Raw genomic sequence first — 19,230 nt, forward strand, 5'->3', positions numbered from 1 at the left:
AATGACTGGACAAGAATGGACAAAGGAATTTCAGATTGTTTATGGTAGAGATCCCCAACCACAAGAGTTTATAAATGCCAAAAACCTTGGTTTTCCAAGCCCTATTAGTGCTAAAGGAGATGTCCATCCTGGAACAACCTCTGAAGTTTTGCCACAATCAACAACAATACAGTTAAACCAAACATGGATGTTAGTGCTCAAAGTAGCTATTGTCTTTTTGGTAGCTGTTTTTGGTTTTATTGTAGGTTACTTATTTGCTTAGGAGGATAAGTATGAAAAATAAAAAGTATTTAGGGTTATTAGTTGCTGTATTTTTAGTCTCGGGAGCATTTGGTAAGTATACGCAAAGCACTTCATTAACAAGCGCAGATGTGGTATATAGCACCACTGTCAAAGATAAGAAGACAGGTAAGAAAGTCACTTATCAAGTTCAACGGATGAAAAATAATCAAGGTTATAAAATTACTAATACGACAACAGGTGAAAGCTATACCAGTAAAGTTGACACAGGATCAAATAAGGCTGTTCAATTTAAGATTCCTGATCAAGATATTTCTTTACGCCTACAGAGGTCTGTGTACCCTTGGCAGTATGCAGAATTGACTCTAGTAGAATCTACAACTTATGAGCAAGTCGAAAATACCTCTATTGTTCAAAATGTAACGGTTAATCAGACAGCGTCTTCTAGCAGCTCGTCACAAGATGCTTCTACAGAGCAAAAAGATACCAGTCAAACGTCTAGTTCTTCCTCTAGTACGTCTCAGTCAGAAAGTACAACGTCTTCATCTAACAAATCTAGCACATCTGCCAAATCTAGTACCAAGGATAGTTCAGATTCAAAAACTGAAACAGAGTCTAAAGTTCCGTCTTTAAGTGATGAAGAAGTTGATAAAATTACGAAACACTTTGGGAAATGGTTATACAGTAGCAAGTATGGACAAGATGCCATTACGGTTCGTTCTCATCTAGCTCCTGATCATGGTGCAGGCTCTCCAACAGTTTTAAGTGTTAAGACAGTCGATGGTCCATTGTTAACAACGATTGGGTGGTATCCTGGTGGTAATTTAGCTGATGCACAGAAGCTTGGGGGAGAAAATCTTATTGAGAAAAAAGATCAATTCGACCTCACTGTGCTTGGTAATGATCTTGCTAGTAATCAGGCAGAAGATTATACTAAAAATGCAGTGGCGTTTAACATCTATACTTTGATTGAAAAAAAACATGCCTATTATGCGGATAAAAATGAAGAATTTACGCACATTATTGCGAACACAGTTCCTAAAGACCAGCAAATTGGCGCGATGGATTATGGACGCTACTATGTTGCGGATAAATTAACCAATAAAGATGTTCCAACTTACAGCATTATTTTAGGGTCAAATGGTGTCGTTTATTTCCATACCAATAAAGACAGTGATGATGTTTATCAAAAAGCTCCAGATGACATGCAGAAAGAATATGCACGTTTACTTAAAGAATACCAAAAACTCACCTCTTTAGATAATGTTATCGAAGAACAAAAAGAGAGCACCAGTTCTTCGAGTTCCTCAACTGAGGTAAGTTCTTCTTCAAGTTCCTCAACTGATGCAAGCTCTTCTTCAAGTTCCTCAACTGAGGTAAGTTCTTCTTCAAGTACATCATCTAGTCAGTCATCGATGACAGATAAATTATCATCATCAGAGATTTATGAAATCAAGGAGCTTGCCTTAAATGCATCTGTTTTTGGAAAATATTATCTGATGAATTTTGGGCTTGACGATCCTATCTATGCTTATTCAGATAGTGAGATGTTAGGGATTTATAAACAAGATTTGCCAAAAATTGTTGATTATTATAATACTTATGATAGCGGCACCTATAATGAAGAAGATGTATTAGGAGAGCTATCAAATCTAGAAAATATTGAGAAAAATTATACTGATTTATCACTTGATGAATTAAAAGCACTAGCTAAAGAGAAATCATCAGCACACTATCTCTTATTTAAGGGGGACAATACCTTAGTTTATATCATGAGAGCTCCTATGGGGATGGAAGCTCCTTCTCTAGTTGTGTCAGAACCAACAGATTGGCGTCAGGAAGGTGATGAGATCAAGGTTCCTGTGTTAATAAGTACAACAAAAGAAACTTATAAAACTGTTTCAATAAAAACTAATGACAAATCTTACACAGGTGGGCAAAATAAAACAAACTATTATGTTAGTCAAGTCAATTGATAGCGCTAAGAAAATGGAATTAAATGTAAAAAGGTCTGGTAAATTTTGATCCAGACCTTTTTACAATGGTATAATCTTATATAGAGAGGTAGGAAAAATGAGTAAGAAAGTTTATACGGTGCTATTGTTTAGTTGTTTTATCTCGTTTGTATGTGTTGGTAAGTTATTTCAATTGAAGGCTTTGAAGCAACCAGGAGTAGCTTATGTAACTCAAGCGAGGAACCTAAAAACAAATGAAGTTGAAAGCTTCCAAGTGAGATATATGGTTGAAGATAGCACTTATCAAATTAGTAATCTGAGCACCGGTGAGGTTCATGAGACCTCTAAGATGCCAAAGGTTAAAACAAGTCTGCGACTTCCTTTACCAAATAATCAAGGAACATTATTATTGAGAAAATCACTCCCCTGGTCTAGTGTTAATTTGACAATGGTAAATAGCAGTTTATATCAGGCTATATCCCAATCTAGTAAAATGGTCAAGGGGTCAGAGATTAAGGAAGTTGGTCAGGATATTGAAGAGGATGCAACCTTGGAAAGCGTTAGTCTGAGTAATAACGATATCAATAATATCACACGACGTTTTGGGCAATGGCTCAAGGAGAGTAGTTATGGAAAAGATGCCATGGTTGTTAACGGTGGCTTTAACGATATTAGCTATGACAAGAATTTCCAAAGTGGTCACGTCTATATGATAACAGTAGAAACTTCTGATGCTTCCATTTTCACGAGAATCAGTGGATTGTATGACGATGGAGATATTAGTCAAAAGCAAGACAGTGTTCTTTTTTATGACCAAACAGGTCAAACCATCAGCCAATCAGAATTTATTCGTTTGAAAGATAACTATACTGTATCATTGTTAGGTGTTGATTTATCAAGTAATAAAATAAGTGATTTAAATTCAAGAAGTGTATTTCGTTTGTATCACCTTCCTTCTGGTCAAAATAATTTTATTGATCTAAAAACTGAGAAGGAAGCAGTTATTAGCGAACTTGTTCCTGTTGAGGAGCGTCATAATAAAACAAATTATAGTGGCTACGGTTATTTATACGATAGTATTATTGATATGAATAAACCAAGCTACCAAATTTTATTAGCAACTAATGGGAAGGTTTACATAAATAGTCATTATTCTCCGCAGACCTTAGAAGAGTCTTACGACGAAGCACCTACTGACATGCAAGAAAAATATCAGGAGTTGTTAGAGGAATATTCCAAATATTGATAACAAACAGAGGTGAAATTTTACCTATCAAAAGAGAATGCTGTGTAGCGAAGTGAATCGTGTGATTTTGAGTCAATGTGTCATTGAAAAAATTAGGTTAAGTAAAGGACAGAACTTTGTCCTGAAAAAAGAGTCGGTTGCATGCAACTGACTTTTTAGTCATTTATAAAATTGACTCTATCCACAAAGTTTTTGTTCATAATTGAAGACAGGAAGTAGCTTTTATAACTTAAAATACAGTGCTAGGGTTCTTAATTATCAATTAGGAAGTAGCTCTTCGCCTAGCTATGACTTGAACTAAAAAAAGTTAAAGTCCTTTTCGATTTGTTTTTCAAATGGCTAAGTCCTAAAACCCATTTATTAATGTCTAAGCGTCCTATTTTTATAATAAGGAGTCCTGTTTCCTTTTTATGACCTATTATATAGCTAGACTTCATTTCAACATGACATAAATGTCATGTTGAAATGATAAAAAATTTTATATGATAATTTAGTAAGTTTTAGAGCTTACAAAATGATCATAAGGAGTGTAGTACAATGCAAGAAGAAAATCAGAAAGATTTTGAAGCTATCTACAAAAAAGTTGCGGCTATAGTGAATAAAGTACGTCAGAATTACTATATTAAACTGTGGGACTATGACGACTGGCACCAAGAAGGGAGAATCATATTATATCGGTTACTGAGAGACTTTCCAGAGTTTAGAGAGGATGATCCCAAACTATTTACCTATTTCAAAACAAAATTTATCAACCACGCTAATGATGTTGTTAGAGCGCAAGAAAGCCAGAAGCGTCGTTTTAGTAAAATGGCCTATGAAGAAATTGGAGAAATGGGCGATAGTATTTGTCAAGATAGACTATTTTTAGATGAATTAGTCGCTTTTGAAGATGCCTTATCTCGTTTTGAGTCTACCTTAAATCATAAGGAAAAAGTGCAATATAGACAATTTTTAAGAGGGGAAAGATTTAGAGGGCAAAAAGTTATGAGATTACGGTTACAGAGTTACCTATCTGATTTCAAAAATTAGGTTTTAGTCCGTTGAAGTAAGTTAATAAGCAGTAGTATAATATAGGTGAGATTGAGTGTTGAACACTTTTTTGAAAAAAATAAAAAAAAACACAAAAAAGTGTTGACACTTAATAGATAAGCTGATATACTATAATAGTTGTCGCGAGAGAGTGACAAAGACCTTTGAAAACTGAACAAGACGAACCAAACGTGCAGGGTTACGAAAGTAACCTGTCAATAACAATAAGTCAGCGATGACAAGAAGAGCGAAGCTCGAACTTTTTTAATGAGAGTTTGATCCTGGCTCAGGACGAACGCTGGCGGCGTGCCTAATACATGCAAGTAGAACGCTGAAGTCTGGTGCTTGCACCGGATGGATGAGTTGCGAACGGGTGAGTAACGCGTAGGTAACCTACCTCATAGCGGGGGATAACTATTGGAAACGATAGCTAATACCGCATAAGAGTCTTTGACACATGTTAGAGACTTAAAAGGGGCAATTGCTTCACTATGAGATGGACCTGCGTTGTATTAGCTAGTTGGTGAGGTAACGGCTCACCAAGGCGACGATACATAGCCGACCTGAGAGGGTGATCGGCCACACTGGGACTGAGACACGGCCCAGACTCCTACGGGAGGCAGCAGTAGGGAATCTTCGGCAATGGGGGCAACCCTGACCGAGCAACGCCGCGTGAGTGAAGAAGGTTTTCGGATCGTAAAGCTCTGTTGTAAGAGAAGAACGTGTGTGAGAGTGGAAAGTTCACACAGTGACGGTATCTTACCAGAAAGGGACGGCTAACTACGTGCCAGCAGCCGCGGTAATACGTAGGTCCCGAGCGTTGTCCGGATTTATTGGGCGTAAAGCGAGCGCAGGCGGTTTGATAAGTCTGAAGTTAAAGGCTGTGGCTCAACCATAGTACGCTTTGGAAACTGTCAAACTTGAGTGCAGAAGGGGAGAGTGGAATTCCATGTGTAGCGGTGAAATGCGTAGATATATGGAGGAACACCGGTGGCGAAAGCGGCTCTCTGGTCTGTAACTGACGCTGAGGCTCGAAAGCGTGGGTAGCGAACAGGATTAGATACCCTGGTAGTCCACGCCGTAAACGATGAGTGCTAGGTGTTAGGCCCTTTCCGGGGCTTAGTGCCGCAGCTAACGCATTAAGCACTCCGCCTGGGGAGTACGACCGCAAGGTTGAAACTCAAAGGAATTGACGGGGGCCCGCACAAGCGGTGGAGCATGTGGTTTAATTCGAAGCAACGCGAAGAACCTTACCAGGTCTTGACATCCCGATGCCCGCTCTAGAGATAGAGTTTTACTTCGGTACATCGGTGACAGGTGGTGCATGGTTGTCGTCAGCTCGTGTCGTGAGATGTTGGGTTAAGTCCCGCAACGAGCGCAACCCCTATTGTTAGTTGCCATCATTCAGTTGGGCACTCTAGCGAGACTGCCGGTAATAAACCGGAGGAAGGTGGGGATGACGTCAAATCATCATGCCCCTTATGACCTGGGCTACACACGTGCTACAATGGCTGGTACAACGAGTCGCAAGTCGGTGACGACAAGCTAATCTCTTAAAGCCAGTCTCAGTTCGGATTGTAGGCTGCAACTCGCCTACATGAAGTCGGAATCGCTAGTAATCGCGGATCAGCACGCCGCGGTGAATACGTTCCCGGGCCTTGTACACACCGCCCGTCACACCACGAGAGTTTGTAACACCCGAAGTCGGTGAGGTAACCTTTTAGGAGCCAGCCGCCTAAGGTGGGATAGATGATTGGGGTGAAGTCGTAACAAGGTAGCCGTATCGGAAGGTGCGGCTGGATCACCTCCTTTCTAAGGAAAATAACGGAATGCCGTTTGTCGTCTTGTTTAGTTTTGAGAGGTCTTGTGGGGCCTTAGCTCAGCTGGGAGAGCGCCTGCTTTGCACGCAGGAGGTCAGCGGTTCGATCCCGCTAGGCTCCATTGAATCTACGGATTCAAGTTTGATCATTGAAAATTGAATATCTATCAAATTCCATATAGAAATATATGAAATAGTAACAAGAAAATAAACCGAAAACGCTGTGAATATTTAATGAGTTTTCTAGTTTAAAAAACTAGGTTAATAAGGTTAAGTTAATAAGGGCGCACGGTGGATGCCTTGGCACTAGGAGCCGATGAAGGACGTGACTAACGACGAAATGCTTTGGGGAGCTGTAAGTAAGCATTGATCCAGAGATGTCCGAATGGGGGAACCCACTAGCTAATGGCTAGTATCCCTACCTGTTAAGGGTAGTGGAGGGAAGACGCAGTGAACTGAAACATCTAAGTAGCTGCAGGAAGAGAAAGCAAAAGCGATTGCCTGAGTAGCGGCGAGCGAAACGGCAGGAGGGCAAACCAGAGAGTTTACTCTCTGGGGTTGTAGGACTGCAATATGGACTTAAAGATTATAGAAGAACTACCTGGGAAGGTAGGCCAAAGAGAGTAATAGCCTCGTATTTGAAATAGTCTTTATACCTAGCAGTATCCTGAGTACGGCGAGACACGTGGAATCTCGTCGGAATCTGGGAGGACCATCTCCCAACCCTAAATACTCCCTAGTGACCGATAGTGAACCAGTACCGTGAGGGAAAGGTGAAAAGCACCCCGGGAGGGGAGTGAAATAGAACCTGAAACCGTGTGCCTACAACAAGTTCGAGCCCGTTAATGGGTGAGAGCGTGCCTTTTGTAGAATGAACCGGCGAGTTACGTTTACGTGCGAGGTTAAGTTGAAGAGACGGAGCCGTAGGGAAACCGAGTCTGAATAGGGCGAATGAGTACGTGGACGTAGACCCGAAACCATGTGACCTACCCATGAGCAGGTTGAAGGTGCGGTAAGACGCACTGGAGGACCGAACCAGGGCACGTTGAAAAGTGCTTGGATGACTTGTGGGTAGCGGAGAAATTCCAAACGAACTTGGAGATAGCTGGTTCTCTCCGAAATAGCTTTAGGGCTAGCGTCGACATTAAGAATCATGGAGGTAGAGCACTGTTTGGGTGAGGGGTCCATCCCGGATTACCAATCTCAGATAAACTCCGAATGCCATTGATTTATGGTCGGCAGTCAGACTGCGAGTGCTAAGATCCGTAGTCGAAAGGGAAACAGCCCAGACCACCAGCTAAGGTCCCAAAATATATGTTAAGTGGAAAAGGATGTGGGGTTGCACAGACAACTAGGATGTTAGCTTAGAAGCAGCTATTCATTCAAAGAGTGCGTAATAGCTCACTAGTCGAGTGACCCTGCGCCGAAAATGTACCGGGGCTAAAACATATTACCGAAGCTGTGGATACCTTTTATAGGTATGGTAGGAGAGCGTTCTATGGGTGATGAAGGTGTACCGTGAGGAGCGCTGGAACGCATAGAAGTGAGAATGCCGGTATGAGTAGCGAAAGATGGGTGAGAATCCCATCCACCGTAAGACTAAGGTTTCCAGGGGAAGGCTCGTCCGCCCTGGGTTAGTCGGGACCTAAGGAGAGACCGAACGGTGTATCCGATGGCCAACAGGTTGATATTCCTGTACTAGAGTATGAAGTGATGGAGGGACGCAGTAGGCTAACTAAAGCGTGCGATTGGAAGTGCACGTCTAAGCAGTGAGGTGTGGTATGAGTTAAATGCTTATACCTATAACATTGAGCTGTGATGGGGAGCGAAGTTTAGTAGCGAAGTTAGTGACGTCACACTGCCGAGAAAAGCTTCTAGCGTTGTATCATACTCTACCCGTACCGCAAACCGACACAGGTAGTCGAGGCGAGTAGCCTCAGGTGAGCGAGAGAACTCTCGTTAAGGAACTCGGCAAAATGACCCCGTAACTTCGGGAGAAGGGGTGCTGACTTAAGGTCAGCCGCAGTGAATAGGCCCAAGCAACTGTTTATCAAAAACACAGCTCTCTGCTAAATCGTAAGATGATGTATAGGGGGTGACGCCTGCCCGGTGCTGGAAGGTTAAGAGGAGTGCTTAGCGCAAGCGAAGGTATGAATTGAAGCCCCAGTAAACGGCGGCCGTAACTATAACGGTCCTAAGGTAGCGAAATTCCTTGTCGGGTAAGTTCCGACCCGCACGAAAGGCGTAATGATTTGGGCACTGTCTCAACGAGAGACTCGGTGAAATTTTAGTACCTGTGAAGATGCAGGTTACCCGCGACAGGACGGAAAGACCCCATGGAGCTTTACTGCAGTTTGATATTGAGTATCTGTACCACATGTACAGGATAGGTAGGAGCCTATGAAGTTGGGACGCCAGTTTCAACAGAGGCGTTGTTGGGATACTACCCTTGTGTTATGGCTACTCTAACCCGATTGGCTAATCGTCAATGGAGACAGTGTCTGACGGGCAGTTTGACTGGGGCGGTCGCCTCCTAAAAGGTAACGGAGGCGCCCAAAGGTTCCCTCAGACTGGTTGGAAATCAGTCGTAGAGTGTAAAGGTATAAGGGAGCTTGACTGCGAGAGCTACAACTCGAGCAGGGACGAAAGTCGGGCTTAGTGATCCGGTGGTTCCGTATGGAAGGGCCATCGCTCAACGGATAAAAGCTACCCTGGGGATAACAGGCTTATCTCCCCCAAGAGTTCACATCGACGGGGAGGTTTGGCACCTCGATGTCGGCTCGTCGCATCCTGGGGCTGTAGTCGGTCCCAAGGGTTGGGCTGTTCGCCCATTAAAGCGGCACGCGAGCTGGGTTCAGAACGTCGTGAGACAGTTCGGTCCCTATCCGTCGCGGGCGTAGGAAATTTGAGAGGATCTGCTCCTAGTACGAGAGGACCAGAGTGGACTTACCGCTGGTGTACCAGTTGTCTTGCCAAAGGCATCGCTGGGTAGCTATGTAGGGAAGGGATAAACGCTGAAAGCATCTAAGTGTGAAGCCCACCTCAAGATGAGATTTCCCATGATTTTATATCAGTAAGAGCCCTGAGAGATGATCAGGTAGATAGGTTAGAAGTGGAAGCATGGTGACATGTGTAGCGGACTAATACTAATAGCTCGAGGACTTATCCAAACTAAGTAATGAGAACGTAAAGAAAAGCGTATGATTTTAGAAAATCAACGCGGAAGTCGTTGAGACTTCAAGGCGATTTGTCTAAATCACTAGCTTTTTAGTTCGAATACAATTGATAAAATTCAACGAAGTCAGTATTGACAGCGTGCGGTTTTCTTGATAGAGTATAGATATTCAATTTTGAGTGGTCAAACCATTCGATAGTTAAGTGACGATAGCCTAGGAGATACACCTGTTCCCATGCCGAACACAGCAGTTAAGCCCTAGTACGCCTGATGTAGTTGGGGGTTGCCCCCTGTGAGATAAGGAAGTCGCTTAGCTTATTCCGCCATAGCTCAGTTGGTAGAGCGCATGACTGTTAATCATGATGTCACAGGTTCGAGCCCTGTTGGCGGAGTAAATGGTCCGTTGGTCAAGGGGTTAAGACACCGCCTTTTCACGGCGGTAACACGGGTTCGAATCCCGTACGGACTATACACAAGCTGATAATATATTGGCTTTTTTAATTGAATAGCACCCTTAGCTCAACTGGATAGAGTACCTGACTACGAATCAGGCGGTTAGAGGTTCGACTCCTCTAGGGTGCATTACTTCGGGAAGTAGCTCAGCTTGGTAGAGTACTTGGTTTGGGACCAAGGTGTCGCAGGTTCGAATCCTGTCTTCCCGATTAAGATTTTTATTCTTAAAGACCTTTGAAAACTGAACAAGACGAACCAAACGTGCAGGGTTACGGAAGTAACCTGTCAAAAACAATAAGTCAGCGATGACAAGAAGAGCGTGAGCTCAAACTTTTTTAATGAGAGTTTGATCCTGGCTCAGGACGAACGCTGGCGGCGTGCCTAATACATGCAAGTAGAACGCTGAAATCTGGTGCTTGCACCGGATGGATGAGTTGCGAACGGGTGAGTAACGCGTAGGTAACCTACCTCATAGCGGGGGATAACTATTGGAAACGATAGCTAATACCGCATAACAGTCTTTAACTCATGTTAGAGTCTTGAAAGGGGCAATTGCTTCACTATGAGATGGACCTGCGTTGTATTAGCTAGTTGGTGAGGTAACGGCTCACCAAGGCGACGATACATAGCCGACCTGAGAGGGTGATCGGCCACACTGGGACTGAGACACGGCCCAGACTCCTACGGGAGGCAGCAGTAGGGAATCTTCGGCAATGGGGGCAACCCTGACCGAGCAACGCCGCGTGAGTGAAGAAGGTTTTCGGATCGTAAAGCTCTGTTGTAAGAGAAGAACGTGTGTGAGAGTGGAAAGTTCACACAGTGACGGTATCTTACCAGAAAGGGACGGCTAACTACGTGCCAGCAGCCGCGGTAATACGTAGGTCCCGAGCGTTGTCCGGATTTATTGGGCGTAAAGCGAGCGCAGGCGGTTTGATAAGTCTGAAGTTAAAGGCTGTGGCTCAACCATAGTACGCTTTGGAAACTGTCAAACTTGAGTGCAGAAGGGGAGAGTGGAATTCCATGTGTAGCGGTGAAATGCGTAGATATATGGAGGAACACCGGTGGCGAAAGCGGCTCTCTGGTCTGTAACTGACGCTGAGGCTCGAAAGCGTGGGTAGCGAACAGGATTAGATACCCTGGTAGTCCACGCCGTAAACGATGAGTGCTAGGTGTTAGGCCCTTTCCGGGGCTTAGTGCCGCAGCTAACGCATTAAGCACTCCGCCTGGGGAGTACGACCGCAAGGTTGAAACTCAAAGGAATTGACGGGGGCCCGCACAAGCGGTGGAGCATGTGGTTTAATTCGAAGCAACGCGAAGAACCTTACCAGGTCTTGACATCCCGATGCCCGCTCTAGAGATAGAGTTTTACTTCGGTACATCGGTGACAGGTGGTGCATGGTTGTCGTCAGCTCGTGTCGTGAGATGTTGGGTTAAGTCCCGCAACGAGCGCAACCCCTATTGTTAGTTGCCATCATTCAGTTGGGCACTCTAGCGAGACTGCCGGTAATAAACCGGAGGAAGGTGGGGATGACGTCAAATCATCATGCCCCTTATGACCTGGGCTACACACGTGCTACAATGGCTGGTACAACGAGTCGCAAGTCGGTGACGACAAGCTAATCTCTTAAAGCCAGTCTCAGTTCGGATTGTAGGCTGCAACTCGCCTACATGAAGTCGGAATCGCTAGTAATCGCGGATCAGCACGCCGCGGTGAATACGTTCCCGGGCCTTGTACACACCGCCCGTCACACCACGAGAGTTTGTAACACCCGAAGTCGGTGAGGTAACCTTTTAGGAGCCAGCCGCCTAAGGTGGGATAGATGATTGGGGTGAAGTCGTAACAAGGTAGCCGTATCGGAAGGTGCGGCTGGATCACCTCCTTTCTAAGGAAAATAACGGAATGCCGTTTGTCGTCTTGTTTAGTTTTGAGAGGTCTTGTGGGGCCTTAGCTCAGCTGGGAGAGCGCCTGCTTTGCACGCAGGAGGTCAGCGGTTCGATCCCGCTAGGCTCCATTGAATCTACGGATTCAAGTTTGATCATTGAAAATTGAATATCTATCAAATTCCATATAGAAATATATGAAATAGTAACAAGAAAATAAACCGAAAACGCTGTGAATATTTAATGAGTTTTCTAGTTTAAAAAACTAGGTTAATAAGGTTAAGTTAATAAGGGCGCACGGTGGATGCCTTGGCACTAGGAGCCGATGAAGGACGTGACTAACGACGAAATGCTTTGGGGAGCTGTAAGTAAGCATTGATCCAGAGATGTCCGAATGGGGGAACCCACTAGCTAATGGCTAGTATCCCTACCTGTTAAGGGTAGTGGAGGGAAGACGCAGTGAACTGAAACATCTAAGTAGCTGCAGGAAGAGAAAGCAAAAGCGATTGCCTGAGTAGCGGCGAGCGAAACGGCAGGAGGGCAAACCAGAGAGTTTACTCTCTGGGGTTGTAGGACTGCAATATGGACTTAAAGATTATAGAAGAACTACCTGGGAAGGTAGGCCAAAGAGAGTAATAGCCTCGTATTTGAAATAGTCTTTATACCTAGCAGTATCCTGAGTACGGCGAGACACGTGGAATCTCGTCGGAATCTGGGAGGACCATCTCCCAACCCTAAATACTCCCTAGTGACCGATAGTGAACCAGTACCGTGAGGGAAAGGTGAAAAGCACCCCGGGAGGGGAGTGAAATAGAACCTGAAACCGTGTGCCTACAACAAGTTCGAGCCCGTTAATGGGTGAGAGCGTGCCTTTTGTAGAATGAACCGGCGAGTTACGTTTACGTGCGAGGTTAAGTTGAAGAGACGGAGCCGTAGGGAAACCGAGTCTGAATAGGGCGAATGAGTACGTGGACGTAGACCCGAAACCATGTGACCTACCCATGAGCAGGTTGAAGGTGCGGTAAGACGCACTGGAGGACCGAACCAGGGCACGTTGAAAAGTGCTTGGATGACTTGTGGGTAGCGGAGAAATTCCAAACGAACTTGGAGATAGCTGGTTCTCTCCGAAATAGCTTTAGGGCTAGCGTCGACATTAAGAATCATGGAGGTAGAGCACTGTTTGGGTGAGGGGTCCATCCCGGATTACCAATCTCAGATAAACTCCGAATGCCATTGATTTATGGTCGGCAGTCAGACTGCGAGTGCTAAGATCCGTAGTCGAAAGGGAAACAGCCCAGACCACCAGCTAAGGTCCCAAAATATATGTTAAGTGGAAAAGGATGTGGGGTTGCACAGACAACTAGGATGTTAGCTTAGAAGCAGCTATTCATTCAAAGAGTGCGTAATAGCTCACTAGTCGAGTGACCCTGCGCCGAAAATGTACCGGGGCTAAAACATATTACCGAAGCTGTGGATACCTTTTATAGGTATGGTAGGAGAGCGTTCTATGGGTGATGAAGGTGTACCGTGAGGAGCGCTGGAACGCATAGAAGTGAGAATGCCGGTATGAGTAGCGAAAGATGGGTGAGAATCCCATCCACCGTAAGACTAAGGTTTCCAGGGGAAGGCTCGTCCGCCCTGGGTTAGTCGGGACCTAAGGAGAGACCGAACGGTGTATCCGATGGCCAACAGGTTGATATTCCTGTACTAGAGTATGAAGTGATGGAGGGACGCAGTAGGCTAACTAAAGCGTGCGATTGGAAGTGCACGTCTAAGCAGTGAGGTGTGGTATGAGTTAAATGCTTATACCTATAACATTGAGCTGTGATGGGGAGCGAAGTTTAGTAGCGAAGTTAGTGACGTCACACTGCCGAGAAAAGCTTCTAGCGTTGTATCATACTCTACCCGTACCGCAAACCGACACAGGTAGTCGAGGCGAGTAGCCTCAGGTGAGCGAGAGAACTCTCGTTAAGGAACTCGGCAAAATGACCCCGTAACTTCGGGAGAAGGGGTGCTGACTTAAGGTCAGCCGCAGTGAATAGGCCCAAGCAACTGTTTATCAAAAACACAGCTCTCTGCTAAATCGTAAGATGATGTATAGGGGGTGACGCCTGCCCGGTGCTGGAAGGTTAAGAGGAGTGCTTAGCGCAAGCGAAGGTATGAATTGAAGCCCCAGTAAACGGCGGCCGTAACTATAACGGTCCTAAGGTAGCGAAATTCCTTGTCGGGTAAGTTCCGACCCGCACGAAAGGCGTAATGATTTGGGCACTGTCTCAACGAGAGACTCGGTGAAATTTTAGTACCTGTGAAGATGCAGGTTACCCGCGACAGGACGGAAAGACCCCATGGAGCTTTACTGCAGTTTGATATTGAGTATCTGTACCACATGTACAGGATAGGTAGGAGCCTATGAAGTTGGGACGCCAGTTTCAACAGAGGCGTTGTTGGGATACTACCCTTGTGTTATGGCTACTCTAACCCGATTGGCTAATCGTCAATGGAGACAGTGTCTGACGGGCAGTTTGACTGGGGCGGTCGCCTCCTAAAAGGTAACGGAGGCGCCCAAAGGTTCCCTCAGACTGGTTGGAAATCAGTCGTAGAGTGTAAAGGTATAAGGGAGCTTGACTGCGAGAGCTACAACTCGAGCAGGGACGAAAGTCGGGCTTAGTGATCCGGTGGTTCCGTATGGAAGGGCCATCGCTCAACGGATAAAAGCTACCCTGGGGATAACAGGCTTATCTCCCCCAAGAGTTCACATCGACGGGGAGGTTTGGCACCTCGATGTCGGCTCGTCGCATCCTGGGGCTGTAGTCGGTCCCAAGGGTTGGGCTGTTCGCCCATTAAAGCGGCACGCGAGCTGGGTTCAGAACGTCGTGAGACAGTTCGGTCCCTATCCGTCGCGGGCGTAGGAAATTTGAGAGGATCTGCTCCTAGTACGAGAGGACCAGAGTGGACTTACCGCTGGTGTACCAGTTGTCTTGCCAAAGGCATCGCTGGGTAGCTATGTAGGGAAGGGATAAACGCTGAAAGCATCTAAGTGTGAAGCCCACCTCAAGATGAGATTTCCCATGATTTTATATCAGTAAGAGCCCTGAGAGATGATCAGGTAGATAGGTTAGAAGTGGAAGCATGGTGACATGTGTAGCGGACTAATACTAATAGCTCGAGGACTTATCCAAACTAAGTAATGAGAACGTAAAGAAAAGCGTATGATTTTAGAAAATCAACGCGGAAGTCGTTGAGACTTCAAGGCGATTTGTCTAAATCACTAGCTTTTTAGTTCGAATACAATTGATAAAATTCAACGAAGTCAGTATTGACAGCGTGCGGTTTTCTTGATAGAGTATAGATATTCAATTTTGAGTGGTCAAACCATTCGATAGTTAAGTGACGATAGCCTAGGAGATACACCTGTTCCCATGCCGAACACAGCAGTTAAGCCCTAGTACGCCTGATGTAGTTGGGGGTTGCCCCCTGTGAGATAAGGAAGTCGCTTAGCTTATTCCGCCATAGCTCAGTTGGTAGAGCGCATGACTGTTAATCATGATGTCACAGGTTCGAGCCCTGTTGGCGGAGTAATAGATTAGTCAGTAGAAGAGAAGTAGACAGATTTAAGTTGATTTGTCTATAGATAAACATCTAACATGTAGGGAAGGAGAGGTTTAATAGAACCTCTTTTTTGATGAGATCAGTAGTAGTTTCTAGTTTAGCGTTAAAATAGTGTAATTTTTGTAGCGAATAAATGTGTTAAAGGCCGTTTTAAAAGATTCTTTGATTACTTTTGATTATAGTTTATATGGCTTTTTTACACAAAAAAATACTCCTTATTAATCTAGCTCTATAATCACGACAAAAGAAGAAAATTTCGTTTTCAGATAACGTTTTTCATAAAAGTTATATTTTTATAATAAAATTTTGTTATAATGCAGGTGAATATGTAAATATCATGAAAATATTTTTTAAAAAATGCGTGTAGCTGAAAAATGATTACATGCATTTTTTCTTCATACGTATGGTGTGGCTCTATAATATCTGTAGTGAATAAATCTCATTCGGATATTGTAGGGCTTTTTGAGTAACGGACAGATTTCCAAACCTGTCTGGGTTAAAATCACACAACTCCACACAGAGAGGTTGACTAACTAAGCTATCGCAAAGAAACTTCATATCTCTGTCTCTGCTGTTCAAAGAAACCTGGAACACTTCACCTTTAAAAAGGAGTTCTCCAAACTTCCTAAGGTCTTGACTTGGGATGAATTCTCACGAAATATAGGTAAACTGGCATTCATTGCTCAAGATTTTGAAACATGAAAGATTGTCACCATCCTTTTACGAACTTTCAGACAAACCTTGATTTGATGTCTGGTGAGATTGTCGATAAGATTTTGGATTGTTCTGAGGAACTACGCTATTATTATAAGCTTTATCAGATTCTGCTTTTTCATTTTCAAGAAAAGAGATCTATTGAATTCTTTGGTCTCATCTAAGAAGCATTAAATGGCGTCCATCAGGCATTTTCAACTGTCTTCCAAACCTTTATGAAATATAAAGCTTACATTACAAAAGGTTTTATCCTACCTTATTCTAACGTTACTTAGAAGCTACCAACAAGATTATCAAAGATAGCAAACTCCAAGATTTTAGTTTTCGAAACTTCAAAAACTTTAAAACAAAAATTCTCATCGCTTTGAATAGTGAAAAGGACTGGGGATAGCCCTTTTCAGATTATCTCCTGAAAATAGGAAAGAGATAAAAAAGAGAGAACCAATTTGATTCTCTCTCGTGTTTAGTTATAAGGTTGACAATGAGACATTAATCTTCATAATAGATTTACCACTAATACGATAAAGATTAAGGAGTCTAAATGTTAAAGAAAGAGAGATAGTCTTATAAGGGAAGTTTTTGTCACTCGACAAAGAGCTGCTCATAAAAGTAATTTTTTATATCTTATTTTATGAGCTAGTACCTTTTTAAAGAATACAGAATTCTCTTTCTATAGTTTTGATATGGTTTATGATAAAAAAGGGATGCAATCGTGACAACTTTATCGTTTTTTCAATTCAAGATAACGTTTATACCAAATTGAGACATAGGATTCTGAGAATGGTCCTTTACCTTTATTAATCCAATCAACTAAAATTTTAACATGTTCTTTTAAAATATAGTCAATTTCTGTAGGGTATCCCATCTTTTTTTTATGAAGCTCATACTCGTCAACATCAAGCAGTTTCTTTTCCCCATCGGCAAAAACTTTAACATCTAGATCGTAATCGATGTATTTTAGTGCTTCTTGATCTATAATGTGAGGACTTGCTATGTTGCAATAGTAGGAAACACCATTATCTCGAATCATTGCAATGATGTTAAACCAATATTTTTTATGAAAATAGACAATAGCGGGCTCTCTGGTAACCCAGCGTCTGCCATCACTTTCAGTGACTAAAGTATGGTCATTTACTCCTATTACAGCATTTTCTGTGGTTTTTAGTACCATGGTATCACGCCACGTACGATGGAGTGTGCCATCATGTTTATAGCTTTGAATTGTAATAAAGTCGCCTTCCTTAGGTAATTTCATGTGTATCTACTTTCTAAAAAGACGTTTATCTGTTTCAGTATAGCATATTTCAATAAAAATAGCATCCCTTTTTGTTGAAAGTAGCTATAAATATTTGTAACCTTACCATAAACGTGAGATGCCTAGAAGTCAAAGAGGCATCTTCTCATGACTAGTATATCACAAAATCTTCGCTATTTACCACATACTCTAGAAACACGTTATCACGCTGTTAAAACCTACCAAAATGGTGCCTCTGTCGCCTTCATCTGTCGACGTTACAAAGTTTCAAAAGCCTCTCTCATGCGCTGGAATAAGCGATTTGATGGAACTAAAGAATCATTGAAAAATCGATCCCATCGACCTCTAACACCACATCCAAAGGCTCATACCGAGCAAGAGCTGACCTGGATTAAAAACTGCATCAAAAGAAATCCAAACGCAACCCTCATCGAAATTTTTTACAAACTCAAAACGAATAAGGGATATGATAGACACCCTTGCTCACTCTTTCGAATCTTGAGAAAGCTGGACTTCTTCAAATCCCCTAAAACAAAGAACAAACCTTATGTCCCAAAACCATATGACACGCCGACTAAACTCGGTATCAAGTGGCAGATGGATGTCAAATACGTCCCGACTCACTGCTACACAGGAAAACTACCTGACAAATTCTACCAGTATACCGTCATTGATGAGGCCAGTCGAGAACGCTTTATCTTCCCTTTCAAAGAGCAGTCGTCCTACTCAACGGTTCAATTTCTCAAAATGGCTATCAAACACTTTGGATACAAACCCAAAATCCTCCAAACAGATAATGGCTTCGAGTTCACTCATTTCAAAGAGACCAAACAAGTTCACCCACTAGACTTATTTTGTCAGGAACTGGGCATTGAGCACAAGCTGATTCGTCCTCGAACACCAAGACATAATGGCAAGGTTGAACGCAGTCATCGAAATGACAATCGACGTTTCTACCAGCACTTGACCTTTTACTCCTATGACGATCTGATCAAGCAGATGAAAAACTATCTTTATCGTTCTAATCGACTTCCTATGCAAACTTTAGGATGGAAATCTCCTATCGATATCAGAAAAGCTTTACTAGGAGCTAGCTCCTAGTAAAGCTTAACAAATGGATAACTTAAAAATCACCTTTTTGGTCTTACATCATTGACAAAGGTACAATTTATTGAAAGTTGCTATAAATATTTGTAAAAGTAAATTCCCAAAGTAAGTTCTAGTCTGTCTTAAAAACTGGAAATTAGACTGAGACAAGAAAATAAGGTAGAACTTACTATGGGACAAGTTGGTAACTGACAATAAAAAACAACCACTTGTTGGAACAAGTGGTTTGATAGTATTAAAAAATAGATAAAAGATTGATCTTATCTCTGTCTGAAGTTGTTTCGATTATCACATCATCTCCGTATAAGTAGAGTTTTTGAAAGTAGTCTGTTAAAACCAATCAAATTAAACAATTTTTCCTTATCTCCAAAAGATACCTGCAATCAGCAGACAGTTTAGATTGAATGAGGGGAATCACTATGAACTTCTCAAGTCATAATATTCATTATCTAAACGACTGACTCTCTAGTTAAACTTCTCTTGATAAAGAAGATTAAGCAACCACAGAAAGTTATGCTTTGGTTTAGGTTATACCTTAAGGATAGCTCTGATTCTAGCCGTGACCGAATTTATCTGACCCAATCATCCATATCTGATGAGCAGGTGACTTCGCGCACTTTTTATAAGGTTGCTAAGTAGACAGAGAATGAAGTAATTGGAGGAAGATAAAAGACAAGGGCTAACTTTTTCTTTTTTTTTGAAAAATCGCTTACGAGAAGTTCATTTTTATGATAAAATAGCTCTCGT

General features: G+C 42.9%; 6 protein-coding genes, 7 tRNA genes, 6 rRNA genes and 1 pseudogene. 19 read left to right on the forward strand and 1 reads right to left on the reverse strand.

The features are described from left to right. Position 1 precedes the first annotated feature (1 nt). The 18 genes and pseudogenes from ACEE75_RS02735 to ACEE75_RS02820 all read left to right on the forward strand — a co-directional run. Positions 2-262 carry a hypothetical protein gene (locus tag ACEE75_RS02735; protein WP_427893636.1) on the forward strand — a complete coding sequence of 87 codons (261 nt, stop codon included), beginning with the start codon at positions 2-4 and terminating at the stop codon, positions 260-262. A 10-nt stretch (positions 263-272) separates the two neighbouring features. After that, on the forward strand, positions 273-2,216 hold the full coding sequence (locus ACEE75_RS02740; RefSeq protein ID WP_447574672.1) for a hypothetical protein: 1,944 nt from the start codon (positions 273-275) through the stop codon (positions 2,214-2,216). A gap of 97 nt (positions 2,217-2,313) precedes the next feature. Beyond that, entirely contained in the window at positions 2,314-3,441 is a 1,128-nt protein-coding gene (locus ACEE75_RS02745; RefSeq protein WP_447574671.1) for a hypothetical protein, read from the forward strand. Between the two features lie 537 nt (positions 3,442-3,978). After that, positions 3,979-4,470 (forward strand): sigma-70 family RNA polymerase sigma factor, encoded by a 492-nt coding sequence (locus tag ACEE75_RS02750; RefSeq protein ID WP_447574669.1) that lies wholly within the window; start codon positions 3,979-3,981, stop codon positions 4,468-4,470. Positions 4,471-4,733: 263 nt separating this feature from the next. Further along, a 16S ribosomal RNA gene (locus ACEE75_RS02755) occupies positions 4,734-6,282 on the forward strand. A gap of 56 nt (positions 6,283-6,338) precedes the next feature. Then, positions 6,339-6,411, forward strand: a tRNA-Ala gene (locus ACEE75_RS02760). 146 nt (positions 6,412-6,557) lie between these two features. After that, positions 6,558-9,459 (forward strand): 23S ribosomal RNA (locus ACEE75_RS02765). A gap of 204 nt (positions 9,460-9,663) precedes the next feature. Continuing rightward, a 5S ribosomal RNA gene (rrf, locus tag ACEE75_RS02770) occupies positions 9,664-9,779 on the forward strand. Positions 9,780-9,783: 4 nt separating this feature from the next. After that, positions 9,784-9,856, forward strand: a tRNA-Asn gene (locus ACEE75_RS02775). A 5-nt stretch (positions 9,857-9,861) separates the two neighbouring features. After that, a tRNA-Glu gene (locus tag ACEE75_RS02780) sits at positions 9,862-9,933 on the forward strand. Between the two features lie 39 nt (positions 9,934-9,972). Beyond that, positions 9,973-10,046: transfer RNA gene (locus tag ACEE75_RS02785), tRNA-Arg, on the forward strand. Between the two features lie 6 nt (positions 10,047-10,052). Then, a tRNA-Pro gene (locus ACEE75_RS02790) sits at positions 10,053-10,126 on the forward strand. A 125-nt stretch (positions 10,127-10,251) separates the two neighbouring features. Continuing rightward, positions 10,252-11,800, forward strand: a 16S ribosomal RNA gene (locus ACEE75_RS02795). 56 nt (positions 11,801-11,856) lie between these two features. Then, a tRNA-Ala gene (locus ACEE75_RS02800) sits at positions 11,857-11,929 on the forward strand. A 146-nt stretch (positions 11,930-12,075) separates the two neighbouring features. After that, positions 12,076-14,977: ribosomal RNA gene (locus tag ACEE75_RS02805) — 23S ribosomal RNA — on the forward strand. 204 nt (positions 14,978-15,181) lie between these two features. Then, a 5S ribosomal RNA gene (gene rrf, locus ACEE75_RS02810) occupies positions 15,182-15,297 on the forward strand. Together the 16S, 23S and 5S rRNA genes with 7 tRNA genes alongside form the textbook arrangement of a ribosomal RNA operon. Positions 15,298-15,301: 4 nt before the next feature. After that, positions 15,302-15,374, forward strand: a tRNA-Asn gene (locus tag ACEE75_RS02815). Between the two features lie 501 nt (positions 15,375-15,875). Continuing rightward, a pseudogene (locus tag ACEE75_RS02820) lies at positions 15,876-16,512 on the forward strand (transposase); the annotation flags it as partial. A gap of 330 nt (positions 16,513-16,842) precedes the next feature. Here the strand turns inward: ACEE75_RS02820 and ntdP are convergent. Further along, positions 16,843-17,376 (reverse strand): nucleoside tri-diphosphate phosphatase, encoded by a 534-nt coding sequence (gene ntdP / locus ACEE75_RS02825; protein WP_427896432.1) that lies wholly within the window; start codon positions 17,374-17,376, stop codon positions 16,843-16,845. Between the two features lie 147 nt (positions 17,377-17,523). Between ntdP and ACEE75_RS02830 the strand changes: the two genes are divergently transcribed. Further along, entirely contained in the window at positions 17,524-18,477 is a 954-nt protein-coding gene (locus tag ACEE75_RS02830; protein ID WP_449164938.1) for a DDE-type integrase/transposase/recombinase, read from the forward strand. Positions 18,478-19,230 lie beyond the last annotated feature (753 nt).

The sequence above is a fragment of the Streptococcus sp. 11273D007BT genome (assembly GCF_053547195.1).

Bases quoted from the DNA above. Each gene is read 5' to 3' on its own strand.
- ntdP (WP_427896432.1), bottom strand. From the start codon at position 17,376: ATGAAATTACCTAAGGAAGGCGACTTTATTACAATTCAAAGCTATAAA.
- ACEE75_RS02745 (WP_447574671.1), top strand. From the start codon at position 2,314: ATGAGTAAGAAAGTTTATACGGTGCTATTGTTTAGTTGTTTTATCTCG.
- ACEE75_RS02735 (WP_427893636.1), top strand. From the start codon at position 2: ATGACTGGACAAGAATGGACAAAGGAATTTCAGATTGTTTATGGTAGA.
- ACEE75_RS02740 (WP_447574672.1), top strand. From the start codon at position 273: ATGAAAAATAAAAAGTATTTAGGGTTATTAGTTGCTGTATTTTTAGTC.
- ACEE75_RS02830 (WP_449164938.1), top strand. From the start codon at position 17,524: ATGACTAGTATATCACAAAATCTTCGCTATTTACCACATACTCTAGAA.
- ACEE75_RS02750 (WP_447574669.1), top strand. From the start codon at position 3,979: ATGCAAGAAGAAAATCAGAAAGATTTTGAAGCTATCTACAAAAAAGTT.